This window comes from Acidiferrobacterales bacterium (assembly GCA_028820695.1).
Taxonomy (GTDB): Bacteria; Pseudomonadota; Gammaproteobacteria; order Arenicellales; family JAJDZL01; genus JAJDZL01.
In genome coordinates this window covers 49,017-61,669 of record JAPPIB010000042.1, presented here as the reverse complement: position 1 = coordinate 61,669, position 12,653 = coordinate 49,017, and the positions used below count along the sequence as shown (strand labels likewise).

General features: G+C 50.7%; 11 protein-coding genes. 2 read left to right on the top strand and 9 right to left on the bottom strand.

Annotation, left to right across the window (positions count from 1 at the left end; all coding sequences use genetic code 11):
* Window positions 1–12: 12 nt before the first annotated feature.
* Both OXI60_06060 and OXI60_06055 read right to left on the bottom strand, forming a co-directional pair.
* A complete protein-coding gene (locus OXI60_06060; GenBank protein ID MDE0309382.1) occupies window positions 13–861 on the bottom strand; it encodes a DMT family transporter in 849 nt (282 codons plus the stop codon).
* Between the two features lie 173 nt (window positions 862–1,034).
* Complete coding sequence (locus OXI60_06055; protein ID MDE0309381.1) at window positions 1,035–1,850, bottom strand: hypothetical protein; 816 nt, start codon at window positions 1,848–1,850, stop codon at window positions 1,035–1,037.
* Window positions 1,851–2,074: 224 nt separating this feature from the next.
* On the opposite strand from OXI60_06055, the gene OXI60_06050 reads away from it, so the two are divergent.
* Window positions 2,075–4,447, top strand: coding sequence for a DUF1989 domain-containing protein (locus OXI60_06050; GenBank protein MDE0309380.1), 2,373 nt, complete (start codon window positions 2,075–2,077; stop codon window positions 4,445–4,447).
* Here the strand turns inward: OXI60_06050 and OXI60_06045 are convergent.
* The 5 genes from OXI60_06045 to OXI60_06025 form a co-directional block, all read right to left on the bottom strand.
* Window positions 4,444–5,151: an ABC transporter ATP-binding protein gene (locus OXI60_06045; GenBank protein ID MDE0309379.1), complete on the bottom strand. Its 708-nt coding sequence runs from the start codon at window positions 5,149–5,151 to the stop codon at window positions 4,444–4,446. The genes OXI60_06050 and OXI60_06045 overlap by 4 nt on opposite strands.
* 3 nt (window positions 5,152–5,154) lie before the next feature.
* Window positions 5,155–5,907 carry an ABC transporter ATP-binding protein gene (locus tag OXI60_06040; protein ID MDE0309378.1) on the bottom strand — a complete coding sequence of 251 codons (753 nt, stop codon included), beginning with the start codon at window positions 5,905–5,907 and terminating at the stop codon, window positions 5,155–5,157.
* A complete protein-coding gene (locus OXI60_06035) occupies window positions 5,907–6,851 on the bottom strand; it encodes a branched-chain amino acid ABC transporter permease (protein MDE0309377.1) in 945 nt (314 codons plus the stop codon). Before OXI60_06035 ends, OXI60_06040 begins: the two co-directional genes overlap by 1 nt.
* Before the next feature lie 16 nt (window positions 6,852–6,867).
* The gene (locus OXI60_06030) at window positions 6,868–7,737 is read right to left on the bottom strand and encodes a branched-chain amino acid ABC transporter permease (GenBank protein MDE0309376.1); all 870 of its coding nucleotides are present in this window, start codon (window positions 7,735–7,737) and stop codon (window positions 6,868–6,870) included.
* Window positions 7,738–7,825: 88 nt separating this feature from the next.
* The gene (locus tag OXI60_06025; protein ID MDE0309375.1) at window positions 7,826–9,103 is read right to left on the bottom strand and encodes an ABC transporter substrate-binding protein; all 1,278 of its coding nucleotides are present in this window, start codon (window positions 9,101–9,103) and stop codon (window positions 7,826–7,828) included.
* A 287-nt stretch (window positions 9,104–9,390) separates the two neighbouring features.
* Here OXI60_06025 and OXI60_06020 point away from each other — a divergent pair, with 287 nt between their 5' ends.
* A complete protein-coding gene (locus OXI60_06020) occupies window positions 9,391–10,725 on the top strand; it encodes an NAD(P)/FAD-dependent oxidoreductase (GenBank protein MDE0309374.1) in 1,335 nt (444 codons plus the stop codon).
* Window positions 10,726–10,861: 136 nt separating this feature from the next.
* On the opposite strand, the gene OXI60_06015 is transcribed toward OXI60_06020, so the two are convergent.
* Together OXI60_06015 and OXI60_06010 are read right to left on the bottom strand one after the other, a co-directional pair.
* Entirely contained in the window at window positions 10,862–11,263 is a 402-nt protein-coding gene (locus OXI60_06015; protein ID MDE0309373.1) for a hypothetical protein, read from the bottom strand.
* 10 nt (window positions 11,264–11,273) lie between these two features.
* Complete coding sequence (locus tag OXI60_06010; GenBank protein MDE0309372.1) at window positions 11,274–12,647, bottom strand: FMN-binding glutamate synthase family protein; 1,374 nt, start codon at window positions 12,645–12,647, stop codon at window positions 11,274–11,276.
* Window positions 12,648–12,653: the final 6 nt, after the last annotated feature.

Below are 12,653 nucleotides of genomic sequence, written 5' to 3'. Positions count from 1 at the left end.
GACCATTGCGAATCAACGAGCGGACGAACGTAGGTTCATATAGTTTGCCGCAATAATGGCCGCCCCGCCGACAATGGTCGCCAGATCAATTGGCTCGGCATAAAGCAACGCACCTGCGATTGCTATCAGCGGCAATCGTAAATATTCCACCGGAACGACAGCACTGACTTCCGCTAGTTGAAAGGCACGTGCCATACAGTAATGAGAGAACATTACTCCAGCGGTAATGAATACGATCAGAAACAACGTCGAAAGATCAGGAAACTGGAAGTCACCGAACAATACCAGCAATCCGGTTGACATAGGTAATTGCATGATCGCCATGTAGAACAGGATGCAAAGAGGCGATTCAGTGGACAGGAGTTTTCGCGTAAAAAGCATCGCACCTGCGAATCCGGCCGCGCCAATCAACATGGCAACCGACCCCACTTCAACTCCCATTCCAAAAGGGCGGACAATGATCATAACTCCGACAAACCCAACCAGTATGCACAACACCCTGCTCATCGTTAACTTTTCGTTGAGAAAAACAGGAGCGAGCAGTGCAATCCAGATCGGAGTCGTGAATTCCAACGCGAAAACATGAGCCAATGGAATCAGGGCGATGGAGAAAAACCAGCCAAACTGTCCCACAAAATGAACGCAGTTTCTTGCCACATGCATGTACACGCGATCAGTTCGGACCTGGGTAAATCCCTGCCTGGAAAATCCCAACAGTAAAGTGACCAAGACGATCGCAACGAGTGAACGAATGAAAAGGATGGTTGGGGTGTCAACCACATAGGATGCTTCTCGCGTTGCTATGGCGACTGCCGAATAGCTGACCACAGTCCCGAACATCCATAGAATTGCATAATGCATTGCTCTTCACCTGATGCTTAGGTGCGAACCCGAAGATTCTCGAGACCGCACCCCATTGGCTAACTGAAATTTAGTCTATGGATGTGGAGGAACGAGGCAAAATAACCGAAATGTGGCTACGAAATAGTCCATACCCGCGCCGAACCGGCCCGGCGGATCGAAGCAAGATCAATTTATTGAAATCGGACTGTTGCGAACGTACCCGGAACCACTACACCTGAATCGTCACGAATACTCAGTTCCACAACAAAACCAGTTCCGCTTTCCGAAGAGGCCGGAAGGAATATAGACTCAGTCAGATCCGGAGTAAATGTGGTGCCATTGACATCAATTTGTACCGAACTCTCGGATTTTCTCAATTTCGACCAGTTGTCGAAGTCCATATCCAGTCTCACTGTGAAATTCCCATCGCTGGCCAAAACCATCAGTGGTTCTGTCTGTAATTCGGGAACCACGTTCATGCCAGGATGAATATTCCTGCTTAGGACAATTGAATCCATAGGCGCACGCAATCTGGTACGTTCCACATAATGCTGAGCGACAGACAATTTGGACTGGGCAGATTTCAATTTCGCTTTGACAGTCTTCAGCGCGTTGTCCGTTTCCTCGTAAGCCAGCAACGAGAGCGAGCCACGGTCGAACATTTCCTGTTGTCTTTCAAACTTATCTGAAAGACTGTCAACTTCGATCTTGATGCGCTCTACCGCACTTTTTCGTGCTGTCACCCTGGCTTTGTGTACGGTTGGATCGAACTCGATGAGGACGTCACCGGATGACACATGATCGCCAATATCCGCATGCACTTCGGTCACCATCCCCTTATCCAATGCAATGATGGGAATAAGTGTCCTGTAAGAAATCTCACCAAGCATTTCATCGGCAAATGCGATGCCCGTCGAGGCAACCAGCAACGCTCCCATGCACGCCAGTCGTCTGATGAAGCCTGACCTATGACTATCTCGAATGAATTGGACTGAATGTTCCGGCATTGTCTGCACATTTTAACAAGACAGTCCCTGCAGATTTGAATTTTGCAGACACCAAGCTACCGCTGATTGCCTTTTCTGATAGTCTCGCATGCAAAGTCCAGGAAAATACCCGCGAATGCTCAACCTATGTAATGGATTCATGGCAAGTGATATACTACTTTTCACAGCAGAATTTTCAAGCAGACCTTTTATTGGCAAAAAATTAAGTCCATCGGGCGAAATTGATGTTACCAGAACTTCTAGAACCCGGAATAACCAGGCAGGCGCTTGAACCCGGACTGAATCCTTTCAATCTTGGGCGGGAAAGATATGTCGTCCGAGGCGGCGCGATGACTCTCATGCCCTTGCTGCCAGGCGACCAGATTGAGATAGTCGACCCCGAAGGACTGCAGTGTGCACATATTGCGGCCTTTGACTCTCATGGAACTGATTGCTCCGGACAGTTCAGCAAAGGGAAGACGGTTGAAGGTCAGACTCTCGCGGAAATGCTCAACGCCGAAACTCCGGGTGCCCATGCAATTCGCTCAAAATTGAAAAGGTTCGATATGAACCTTGCAACTGCCCAGCCAAAGTTGCTATTGGATGGAGAAACCGCTCCGGGTTCCCGAATCAGCCTGAACTCCAACACGGAATGCATCGGAATTATCGGTGCTCCGGGAAATCCAATGCCGGTCGATCAGCAAAACCCACCGACCGACTTGATTGTGTGGGTCACGCGTAACTCTCCCGCTCAACACATCTCATACGATTTGCCTGACCCGCTTGCTGCCCCCACACAGGATTTCCGCATTGAAGCATCGACTGCTGTAACTTACGAAGTCAAGGCTGGGGACTATATCCAGGTTCTGGACATTGATGGACGACAGTGTTCCGACTTCCAGTGTTTTGACATTCCGGCACTCGACAAAGGTCTGGAAAGATGTCTTGACGCTACCGTTACGAGATCCTTGATGGGCGCGGCTTACCCGAGCCCGGGATTGTTCTCAAAATTCTTTGACGTTGACCTTCAGCCCGTTATCGAAGTCGTACAGGATACCTGTGGGCGACATGACAGTTTCGGACTTGCCTGCACCAGCAAGACTTACGATGAAATGGGCTACCCCGGACACCCAAACTGCTCGGACAATTTCAATTTTGCTCTAGAGGAATATCCGGTCGCACCCCGCAAAGGCTGGATGGCGATCAACTTGTTTTTCAATTCATTCTTTGACGACAATTTTCAACTCCTTTCCGATGAGCCTTGGTCTCGCCCGGGCGATTACGTACTGATGCGCGCCATGCGCGATATGGTGTGCGTAAGTTCGTCCTGTTCCGATGACATTGATCCGGCCAACGCTTGGAATCCCACCGATATTCAGGTGCGAGTTTATGACCGAAAGGAATTGTTCAAAAGTTCAATTGCAATACGAATGACTACAGATGCTGACCCTATCATGACACAGGAAACCGGATTTCATTCAGAAACCTCGAAGCTTACCCGTAATTATGTGGAAAACGCCGGCTATTGGATGCCGTCCTGTTATCTCAATCAAGGTGCCATTGAAGAGTATTGGGCATGTCGACGGGGCGTAGTCGTAACTGATCTTTCTGCTTTGCGTAAATATGAGGTTCTCGGTCCTGACGCTGAATTGCTTCTACAGACCTGTCTCACGCGGGATATGAAAAAACTGTCGGTTGGACAGGTATCGTATACCGCGATGTGCAATGAGTCCGGTGGGATGATTGACGATGGAACAGTCTTTCGCCTTGCACCGCATAACTTTCGCTGGGTCGGCGGATGTGACGGTTCTGGACTGTGGTTGCGCGAGCAGGCGGAAAAGCTCGGACTCAAGGTATGGGTCAAGAACTCGACTGATCAACTAGCCAACCTGCAGGTGCAAGGACCGAATAGCCGTAAATTGCTCAGTCAGTTGATTTGGACCAGACCCGATCAGGCATCGGTGGAAGAATTGGGCTGGTTTCGCTTTTCCGTCGCCAGGATGCAGGATGCAGCTGGATTGCCCATAGTTGTGTCACGAACCGGATATACCGGCGAGTTGGGCTACGAGATATTCTGCCACCCCCGAGATGCGGCCACTGTCTGGCAGATGATCATAGATCCGTCGCATGGAATGCCGGTAACGCCTATGGGGATGGATGCACTGGACATGCTTCGTATCGAAGCAGGTCTGATCCTGGCTGGTCATGAATTCTGTGAACAGACCGATCCGTTCGAGGCCGGCATCCCCTTCACAGTGCCGCTGAAATCGAAAACAGACAACTTCATCGGTCGGGAAGCGCTTGAACGACGGAAAGCCAACCCACAAAGAAAATTAGTCGGGCTGGAACTCGTGGGACGTGAAGCGGCAGAGTCGGGAGATGGAGTTTTCAATGGACGTTATCGCGTGGGCGATATCACAAGTTCCACAGTGTCACCCGTTCTGGGCAAGACAATTGCCCTATGTAAAATGAACATTGAGTTTTCCGAAGATGGAACTGAGGTGCAGGTCGGCAAACTCGACGACCATCAGAAAAGAATCCCAGCTGCGGTTGTTCCCTTCCCTCACTTTGATCCGACAAAATCGAGGGTTCGGGGAATCTATCCGGAATCCGACTAGACGCCCAGATACGCCCTTCTGACGTGGTCGTTGTTGGCAAGGTTTCCCGCCTTGTCGCTCATTGTAATTCTTCCGTTCTCCAATACATGCCCGTAGTTGACCAGTCGAAGGGCTAGATCTGCATTCTGCTCTACCAGGATGACGGTTACACCGGCCTGGTTGATCTGCTGCAGGATCTCACCAATCTCCTGAACTACAAGTGGCGCCAACCCCAACGACGGTTCATCGAGCAAAAGAACTTTCGGACGAGACATCAACGCCCTTCCAATTGACAGCATCTGCTGCTCACCACCGCTTAGCGTCCTTGCTTGCTGGTTACTGCGTTCAAGCAGTCTTGGGAAGTGGCTGTAGACTTCATTCAGGTCGCGATCAATACGATCCTGATCTTTGTAAATGAAGGCACCCAGATGCAGATTCTCAACGACCGTGAGATCCTTGAATATGCGACGACCTTCAGGCACATGAGAAATCCCCAACGCTACAATCTTATCGGCAGCCAGACCATCAATACGTTCTCCGTCGACCGAAATGGTACCTGAACTTGGCTTGACGAGCCCCGAAATGGTGCGCAATGTTGTGCTCTTGCCAGCCCCGTTTGATCCAATTATGGTAATGAACGCCCCGTTTGGTACCGTAAAACTGATTCCCTTCAGTGCGGCGATATTTTGGTAATTGACCTCAAGATCTTTCACTTCCAGCCGCATATCTCACTGCCCTCCAAGATAAGCTTGGATCACATCGGGATTGTTTCTGATCTGCTCCGGTGTTCCGTCAGCCAACACCGTTCCAAAATTAAGCACCGTCAGACGGTCGCACAACCCCATCACCGCTTTCATATTGTGCTCAACGAGCACAATGGTTACCCCAGATTCGCGCACAGTGCGGGTCAGATCCATCATATGTCGAGTCTCCTCCGGATTCATTCCGGCAAACGGCTCATCCATAAGCAACAGACTTGGCTTTGAGGCCAATGCCACAGCTACCGCCAACACCCGCTGGAATCCAAGTGGCAGTTCCGCGGCCAGTTGATCCCTGCGATCCCCGAGTCCGATGAAGTCAATAACCCGATTGGCGTCCGCCGACGCCTGCGCCTGCCGTTGTCGGTCAAGTCCCAGCACCGCCGAAAACACATCTGTCTTGGCTTCCTTATGCACGCCGATCAATACATTGTCAAAAACACTGAGTTCCTGAAACAGGGTGGTTTCCTGAAAAGTGCGCACAATACCGTCTTTGGCGATTCGGAAGGGCTTCCGTCCCTTAATACTGGTGTTGCGAAACACAACATCCCCGCCCGTTGGAGTCAAGAATCCGGCAATGACTTTGAAGGTCGTGCTCTTGCCAGCGCCATTCGGACCGATCAACCCATGAATCTCGCCTTCATCGACCGCGAAACTGACATCATCGACCGCAATCAAGCCGCCAAATTGCATCGTCAGATTCCTTACTTCAAGGATAGGCATCAGACATTGCCCTGCTTTCCAACCCAAAAAATTCTGCGAAGTTTTTGCGGCAACTGCTCCAGGCCGCCAGAAAGATAAAGAATAAACAATATCAATGTGAATCCATAAATAGCGGGCCGCAACTGATCAACTCCCCGCAGCGTTTCGTCCAGTACGGATAGCGCCACAGCACCAAGCATCGCACCGTAAAAGGTTCGATACCCTCCGACAATTACCCAAATGAGTATGAAAACCATAAAACCGATGTCGAATTGTTTAGGCGCGACTGTACCGATATAGTGCACTTTCAGAGCACCGGCAATTCCAACGAACAAGGAACCGATCACGAATGCCAGTGCACGGTAATTCCACGTGTTGATCCCAACGGATTCGGCCAGTACTGCTTTCCAGTGAACGGCATGCAATGTCAATCCGATGCGGGATTTCTCTATTCGGTAAAGTAGGAATACACAGACAGTGACGATAATCAGGACCAGATAAAAATAGGGTATCGGCTCAAGAAAATCGATATCAAGCAGTTCGGGAGATGGAATCGCACTGATACCTCCTGTTCCACCAAATGGCTTGATAAATTGAATCCAGCACAAGCGGATTGCCTCACCGGTTGCGAACGAGCCAATCAGAAAATAAAACTGCGTCATGCGAAACAATGGATAACTCAGCAACGCAGCCATGGTGCCTGCAGCTACACCAGCCAAAGGAAGAGTGATCCAGAAAGAGATGTCAAAATTCTTACTCAATAGGGCGCTCGTATAGGCACCAACCCCCATCATGACCGCGTGGATCAAAGACCACTCACCCGTCAATGTCACCAGACGATAGCTGACAACCACAAGGATGTTGATGGTGAGGAAGATCAGAAAATCCTGTTGATGATACTTGAGAAAATGCGGCAGTATGGCCAGACCAATCAGCAGTCCGGCAATCAGTATTGTGGTTCTCAACGCAGGCGTGTTCATCTCACTCGCTTACCCTGTGTCCCATGATTCCAGTCGGACGGACGATCAGCACCAATACCATGATCAGCAGTCCGGATATCGTGGCAATCGTTCCGCTGAAGTATGTTGTCATGAAAGTGTGGAACAGAGCATAAAGCACCGCAGCGATCACCGCACCGGGCAGACTGCCGATTCCGCCTACGATAGTGACGATAAATGCGGTGATGATGACGTTATGACCCATATGCGGATTGATATTGGTCAGTGGAGCCATCAACGCACCTGCCAATCCAGCCATCGCCGCACCGACGCCGATAGCAACCATGGAAATACGAACCGTACTGATTCCCTGAAGCGCAGCTGCCTCCCGGTCCATGGATACAGCCCTGACCGCCCAACCTAGTTTGGTTCTTGTAAGGAAGTGCCACAACGTGACAAGCGCCGCGACGCATACACAGATGCTGAACAGTCTCTGATTTGGAATCCGAATGGAGTCCATGATCACCATGGTTCCCTCGAAAGGCGGTGGAACCTGCTTGGAAGGACCCTCACCGCCTACGTAGGTTGCGATCACCTGCAGGATGAACAGTACGCCAATCGAGCATATCAACCCACCGAGTGGATCATTCACCATAGGACGGAACAGAAATCGCTCCATCGCTAACCCGATTCCCATTACCACAATGATCGCGAGAACCACAGTCAGCAGATACGGCGCGCCGTGCTGAGCGTGAACCAGCCATACTGTGTACGCGCCCACCATGACCAATTCGCCATGCGCGAAGTTGACAACGCGCATCACTCCGAACACCAGAACCAAGCCGATTGATGCCAGCGCATAGAATCCGCTTTGGATAAATCCATTTACGATTGTTTGTACAAACAGATCCAATAGAAATTCTCTGGTTTACTCAAGCAAAAATAATGAAGGGGAGAGAATTCAACTGCTTCTCTCCCCCCAGGTAAGTTTACGTCAGATGTCAGACTGTTCTAAGCCCAAGATCTTTCATGTGCTTGATCAGGACATCATTGTTAGCATCGAGCCAGCCGGCGAGATCACCATATTCCTGGATTCTCGCTTTGCCGTCGGTTACCACGACTACCGGCCAGCGACCGATCAGAACATTGTCGAGGCCCCACAACTGACTGCCCCACCAGTCTCCGCCACCGAATACAAACTCCTGCTTGTTGCCGGTCATGTGTGCGGTTACCGCTTCGGACTCGACACTGCCGGCCGCTTTCGCGTTTTCGAGCCAATTCAGCAAGATGACGGGATACTCCCAGGCAACTGCTGACCAGTCATTGGGATGATCCTTTCGAAATGCTGCGTCAAATCCCGCAGGATCAGGGAAACTGACTCCCTCTTCCAGCAGTGCCGGATCATCGAAGTCCGGGAATTGGAAAATAGTACCATTGACGAAATCAACACTCGTTTTCTGGATGATCTCGTCATAGTAATCCAAGGTGCATGACACAATCTTGCCTTCGAAACCCTGGTGATACAGTTGCTCCATGATCGGCGTGACGTAGAAACTCGTCGCCATGCAGAAGATGTCAGGATTCTTCGCCAGAACTGAACTGACAATCGGGGCGAAGTCGGTGACATCAAATCCGTGCAGGTTGGTGTCGACCACCTCGATTCCCTCCACTTCAAAGGCTGCCTGATACGTTGCGGTCGATTGAAGACCATATTCCACGTCGTTGTTGGTCACGATCACCGCAGTCTTGGCATCAGGGAATTCCCTTGCCAGATACTGCACTCCGGTAACGTTATAGAGCGGATGCGACTCACACGTAGCAACCAAATATTCCGAATCCGGTGTGATGTCACTCGGCAGAAGGGTTGTTGTCAAGACCTTCTTTCGAGTTGCCCACGGGAGAACGGCAGCGACCGTAGCTCCACCGAGCATCATGACCATCTTGGCATCGTCTTCCAAAACCAGCTTCTTCATGCCTTGAACTGCCTTGTCGGTTTCGTAGGCATGGTCGTAGGTCGCAATTTTCAAGTCATATGTCTCGCCACCTATGGTGACTCCCCCAGCCGCATTGATATTGTTCGCAATAATCTCGCAGCCGTAGTATCCCGGCAGGCCCCAAGGCGCCAGATCACCGGTCATCGGGATGTTCATTCCGACCGTCAGTGTCTTGTTAGCTGAGAACGCTCGGCCTGGAACGAGTCCAGCTGCCGATACTGTAGCTGCGCCAGCAGCCATCTGTTTTAAGAACTTTCGTCTTGATTCTTGTTGTTGAAGACTCATGCATTTTCCTCCGGCATTTGCCACAGTTTAATTTTAACTATGTAAATTGTAGTCAATGGCGCAGTTAAGACAAAATAAATTTGTTCAAGCGGCTCGAAGTGCCTTCTGTCGGCCTGGAAATTTCCTTCACCGCTGGGACAGGTGTGCTCAGGCGATGAATGGATTTGTTGAGGTCAACCGCCGCATTTGGTTGCCCAATGAATGAAATGCACAGGAAGATTTCATTAGTTATAATCGCCAATCAACTACATGACGAAATTTCTAAAAATCACAAAAGGAGCAACCAAATGACTCGAGTCGCAGTACTTGGCGCCGGCCCTTGTGGCATTTCACAGTTGCATGCATTCGCTTGTGCCGAGAGAAACGGCGCAGATATTCCAGAAATTGTCTGCTATGAGAAGCAAAGTGACTGGGGTGGGCTGTGGAATTACACTTGGCGCACCGGCACAGATCAGTATGGGGAACCCGTTCACGGCAGTATGTACCGGTATCTGTGGTCAAATGGCCCCAAAGAATGTCTTGAATTCGCCGACTACTCGTTTGAGGAACACTTTGGACGGGCAATACCTTCCTTTCCACCGCGTGCGGTACTTACCGATTACATCAAGGGACGCGCTGAATCATCCGGAATTCGTAAATTTTGCAAGTTCAATCATGCCGTGCAATGGGTCAGCTACGATGACACCTCCGAAAAATTCTCAGTGACTGCAAGAAATCTGGAAGAGAACTCCTCGGTCACAGAGCAGTTTGATTCTGTGGTTGTGGCTACGGGTCACTTTTCGGTCCCCAACGTACCGCAATTCGAAGGTTTTGACACTTTCAATGGACGTGTCCTTCATGCGCACGATTTCAGGGATGCCCGTGAGTTTGAAGGCATGGATGTCCTCATAATCGGAACCAGCTATTCAGCAGAGGACATCGCATCCCAGTGTCATAAATACGGTGCCAACTCTCTCACAATCAGCCATCGAACGGCACCGACCGGGTTTCACTGGCCGGATTCATTTGAGGAGGTGCCCTTGCTGACCCGGGTTGAGGGCAAGACTGCACATTTCAAAAATGGCGTAAGCAAGAACGTGGATGCAATCATACTTTGTACAGGGTATCTGCACCATTTCCCCTTTATGGACAAGCCCTTGCAGCTGAGCACGACGAACAGGATGTGGACTCCCAATCTTTATCAGGGTGTAATCTGGAACGACAACCCCAAAGTCATGTATCTTGGCATGCAGGACCAATATTACACATTCAATATGTTTGATGTCCAAGCCTGGTATGTTCGAGATGTCATTATGGGCCGCATCGACGTGCCGTCAAGAACGGAACGGGACAAAGACGATGCCGCATGGCTTGAGCGCGAAGCCACCCTGGCGGACTACGAACAGGAAATCTTCTTTCAGGCTGACTACATCAGAGTCCTGCTAGACCAGGTTGACTATCCGGAGTTTGATGTCAAGGGGATGGGCGACACCTTCATGAACTGGGAGCATCATAAACACGACAGTATCATTGGTTATCGCGACAATGGTCATCGATCACTGGTGACAAGCAACATGCAACCGGTGCATCATACGAAGTGGATCGAAGCGATGGATGACACCATGGAAAGTTATCTGACCTGAATGGGTCCAGTGCACTGCATATCGTAAAAAAAGCCATGCCGTTGCCGGCATGGCTTCTTTTGAGAGTACCTATTCAACCCTGTCTTGAATCGTGGCTGACGAAGACCTGATCAGTAAAATGACTCAGACGTCAGATTCAATCTCCAGACGGTGGTTTTACCTTCCCATACTCTGCATTGAGTTCCACCATCGGGTGTACTTCCGAGCACTGAAACTTCACTAACAATTCCCTGGCAACCATATCCCGGTCCTGCTGTCCTTCTGGCAGGTCGAGATCACTCGGCACCTGAACCCAACCGTTGATATTTCGGTCAAATACCGCGGGTTCGCCTTCTTCATATCCCAGGTGAACATCTTCCAGCCAGTTCAGATCATCCCAGCCCATAAACTCAATGTACTCCTTCAGAAACGGAGTAAGTCTGGAATAATCCGGAACAAGATTCACATCATATCGATAACCGATATGCTGGCCGATTTCCTTTTCCCGTTCAGTAGTCGAATCCTTCAACTTGTCACTGATGTTGGTTACATTTTCCATCTGCGATTCCTCAATAGCGAGTCATGTCGGGACGTCCAACCGTGTGCTGTGTCCCAGCGAGCGGAACCATGGCCATGGCAGACGCTTCCATTGTCAGTGCAGCGAGGTCTTCCGGTTCCAAAGAGTGAACATCTGTCTTGCCACAGGCCCGCGCCATCATCTGACACTCGATGGCAAGCGTGTGCAGAAAATTGTAGACACGTTCAGCTGCATCGTCCGGATTCAGTCGCTGCCGAAGCACCGGGTCCTGGGTGGCAACGCCGACGGGACACCGTCCCGTATGGCAGTGATAGCAATAACCAGCCTCGACACCGATCTCGTTCTGATAATCTGCCTCCGGAATATCCTTGTTGCAGTTCAGGGCCATCAGTGAGGCGTGTCCGATCGCGACAGCATCAGCACCTAACGCCAGTGCCTTGGCCAAGTCGCCGCCATTTCGTACACCGCCGGCATAAATCAGGGAAATCTCACCTGTCTTGCCGACATCATCCAATGCCTTTCTTGCCTGTCGAATTGCCGCAATTCCAGGCACTCCTGTTTCCTCTGTCGCCAGATGAGGACCTGCACCGGTCGAACCTTCCATTCCATCGATATAGATCATGTCAGGGTCGGTTTTCGCGGCCATGCGAACATCGTCGTACACACGTGCCGCACCGAGTTTCAACTGAATCGGAATCTGCCAGTCAGTCGCCTCGCGGATTTCCTCTATTTTCAACGCAAGATCGTCAGGCCCCAGCCAATCTGGATGACGAGCCGGCGAACGCTGGTCGATGCCTGCTGGCAATGAACGCATTTCCGCTACCTGATCAGTCACTTTCTGCCCCATCAGGTGACCACCAAGTCCAACCTTGCATCCCTGTCCGATAAAGAATTCGACCGCATCCGCCAGACGCAGATGATGCGGATTGAATCCGTAGCGTGATTGAATGCACTGATAGAACCACTTGCTGGAGTAGCGACGCTCATCAGGTATCATTCCGCCCTCCCCTGAGCAAGTCGCGGTACCAGCCATGGTCGCTCCCCGCGCCAAGGCTGTCTTGGCCTCATAGGAAAGCGCACCAAAACTCATTCCGGTGATGTATACCGGTATATCCAGTATCAACGGCCGCTTCGCACGCGGGCCAAGTACAGTCTTTGTGACACAACGCTCGCGATAGCCTTCAATCACAAACCTTGTCAGTGTACCCGGCAGAAATGTCAGTTCATCGAAAGTGGGGATTTTTTTGAAAAGAGAAAATCCACGCATCCGATATCGACCCAGTTCCGACTTGATATGAATATCATCAATCGTTTCCGGTGAGAATATGGAACTGCGCCCCAGACTACTGACATTCCTTGACGGTGTCGGAGGCAGTGGTGGTGATGTTTTCGGTTTTGGTTCCATCAGTTC

Coding starts and splice junctions, on each gene's coding strand:
- OXI60_06060 (MDE0309382.1), bottom strand. CDS start 861: ATGCATTATGCAATTCTATGGATGTTCGGGACTGTGGTCAGCTATTCG.
- OXI60_06055 (MDE0309381.1), bottom strand. CDS start 1,850: ATGCCGGAACATTCAGTCCAATTCATTCGAGATAGTCATAGGTCAGGC.
- OXI60_06050 (MDE0309380.1), top strand. CDS start 2,075: ATGTTACCAGAACTTCTAGAACCCGGAATAACCAGGCAGGCGCTTGAA.
- OXI60_06045 (MDE0309379.1), bottom strand. CDS start 5,151: ATGCGGCTGGAAGTGAAAGATCTTGAGGTCAATTACCAAAATATCGCC.
- OXI60_06040 (MDE0309378.1), bottom strand. CDS start 5,907: ATGCCTATCCTTGAAGTAAGGAATCTGACGATGCAATTTGGCGGCTTG.
- OXI60_06025 (MDE0309375.1), bottom strand. CDS start 9,103: ATGAGTCTTCAACAACAAGAATCAAGACGAAAGTTCTTAAAACAGATG.
- OXI60_06020 (MDE0309374.1), top strand. CDS start 9,391: ATGACTCGAGTCGCAGTACTTGGCGCCGGCCCTTGTGGCATTTCACAG.
- OXI60_06015 (MDE0309373.1), bottom strand. CDS start 11,263: ATGGAAAATGTAACCAACATCAGTGACAAGTTGAAGGATTCGACTACT.
- OXI60_06010 (MDE0309372.1), bottom strand. CDS start 12,647: ATGGAACCAAAACCGAAAACATCACCACCACTGCCTCCGACACCGTCA.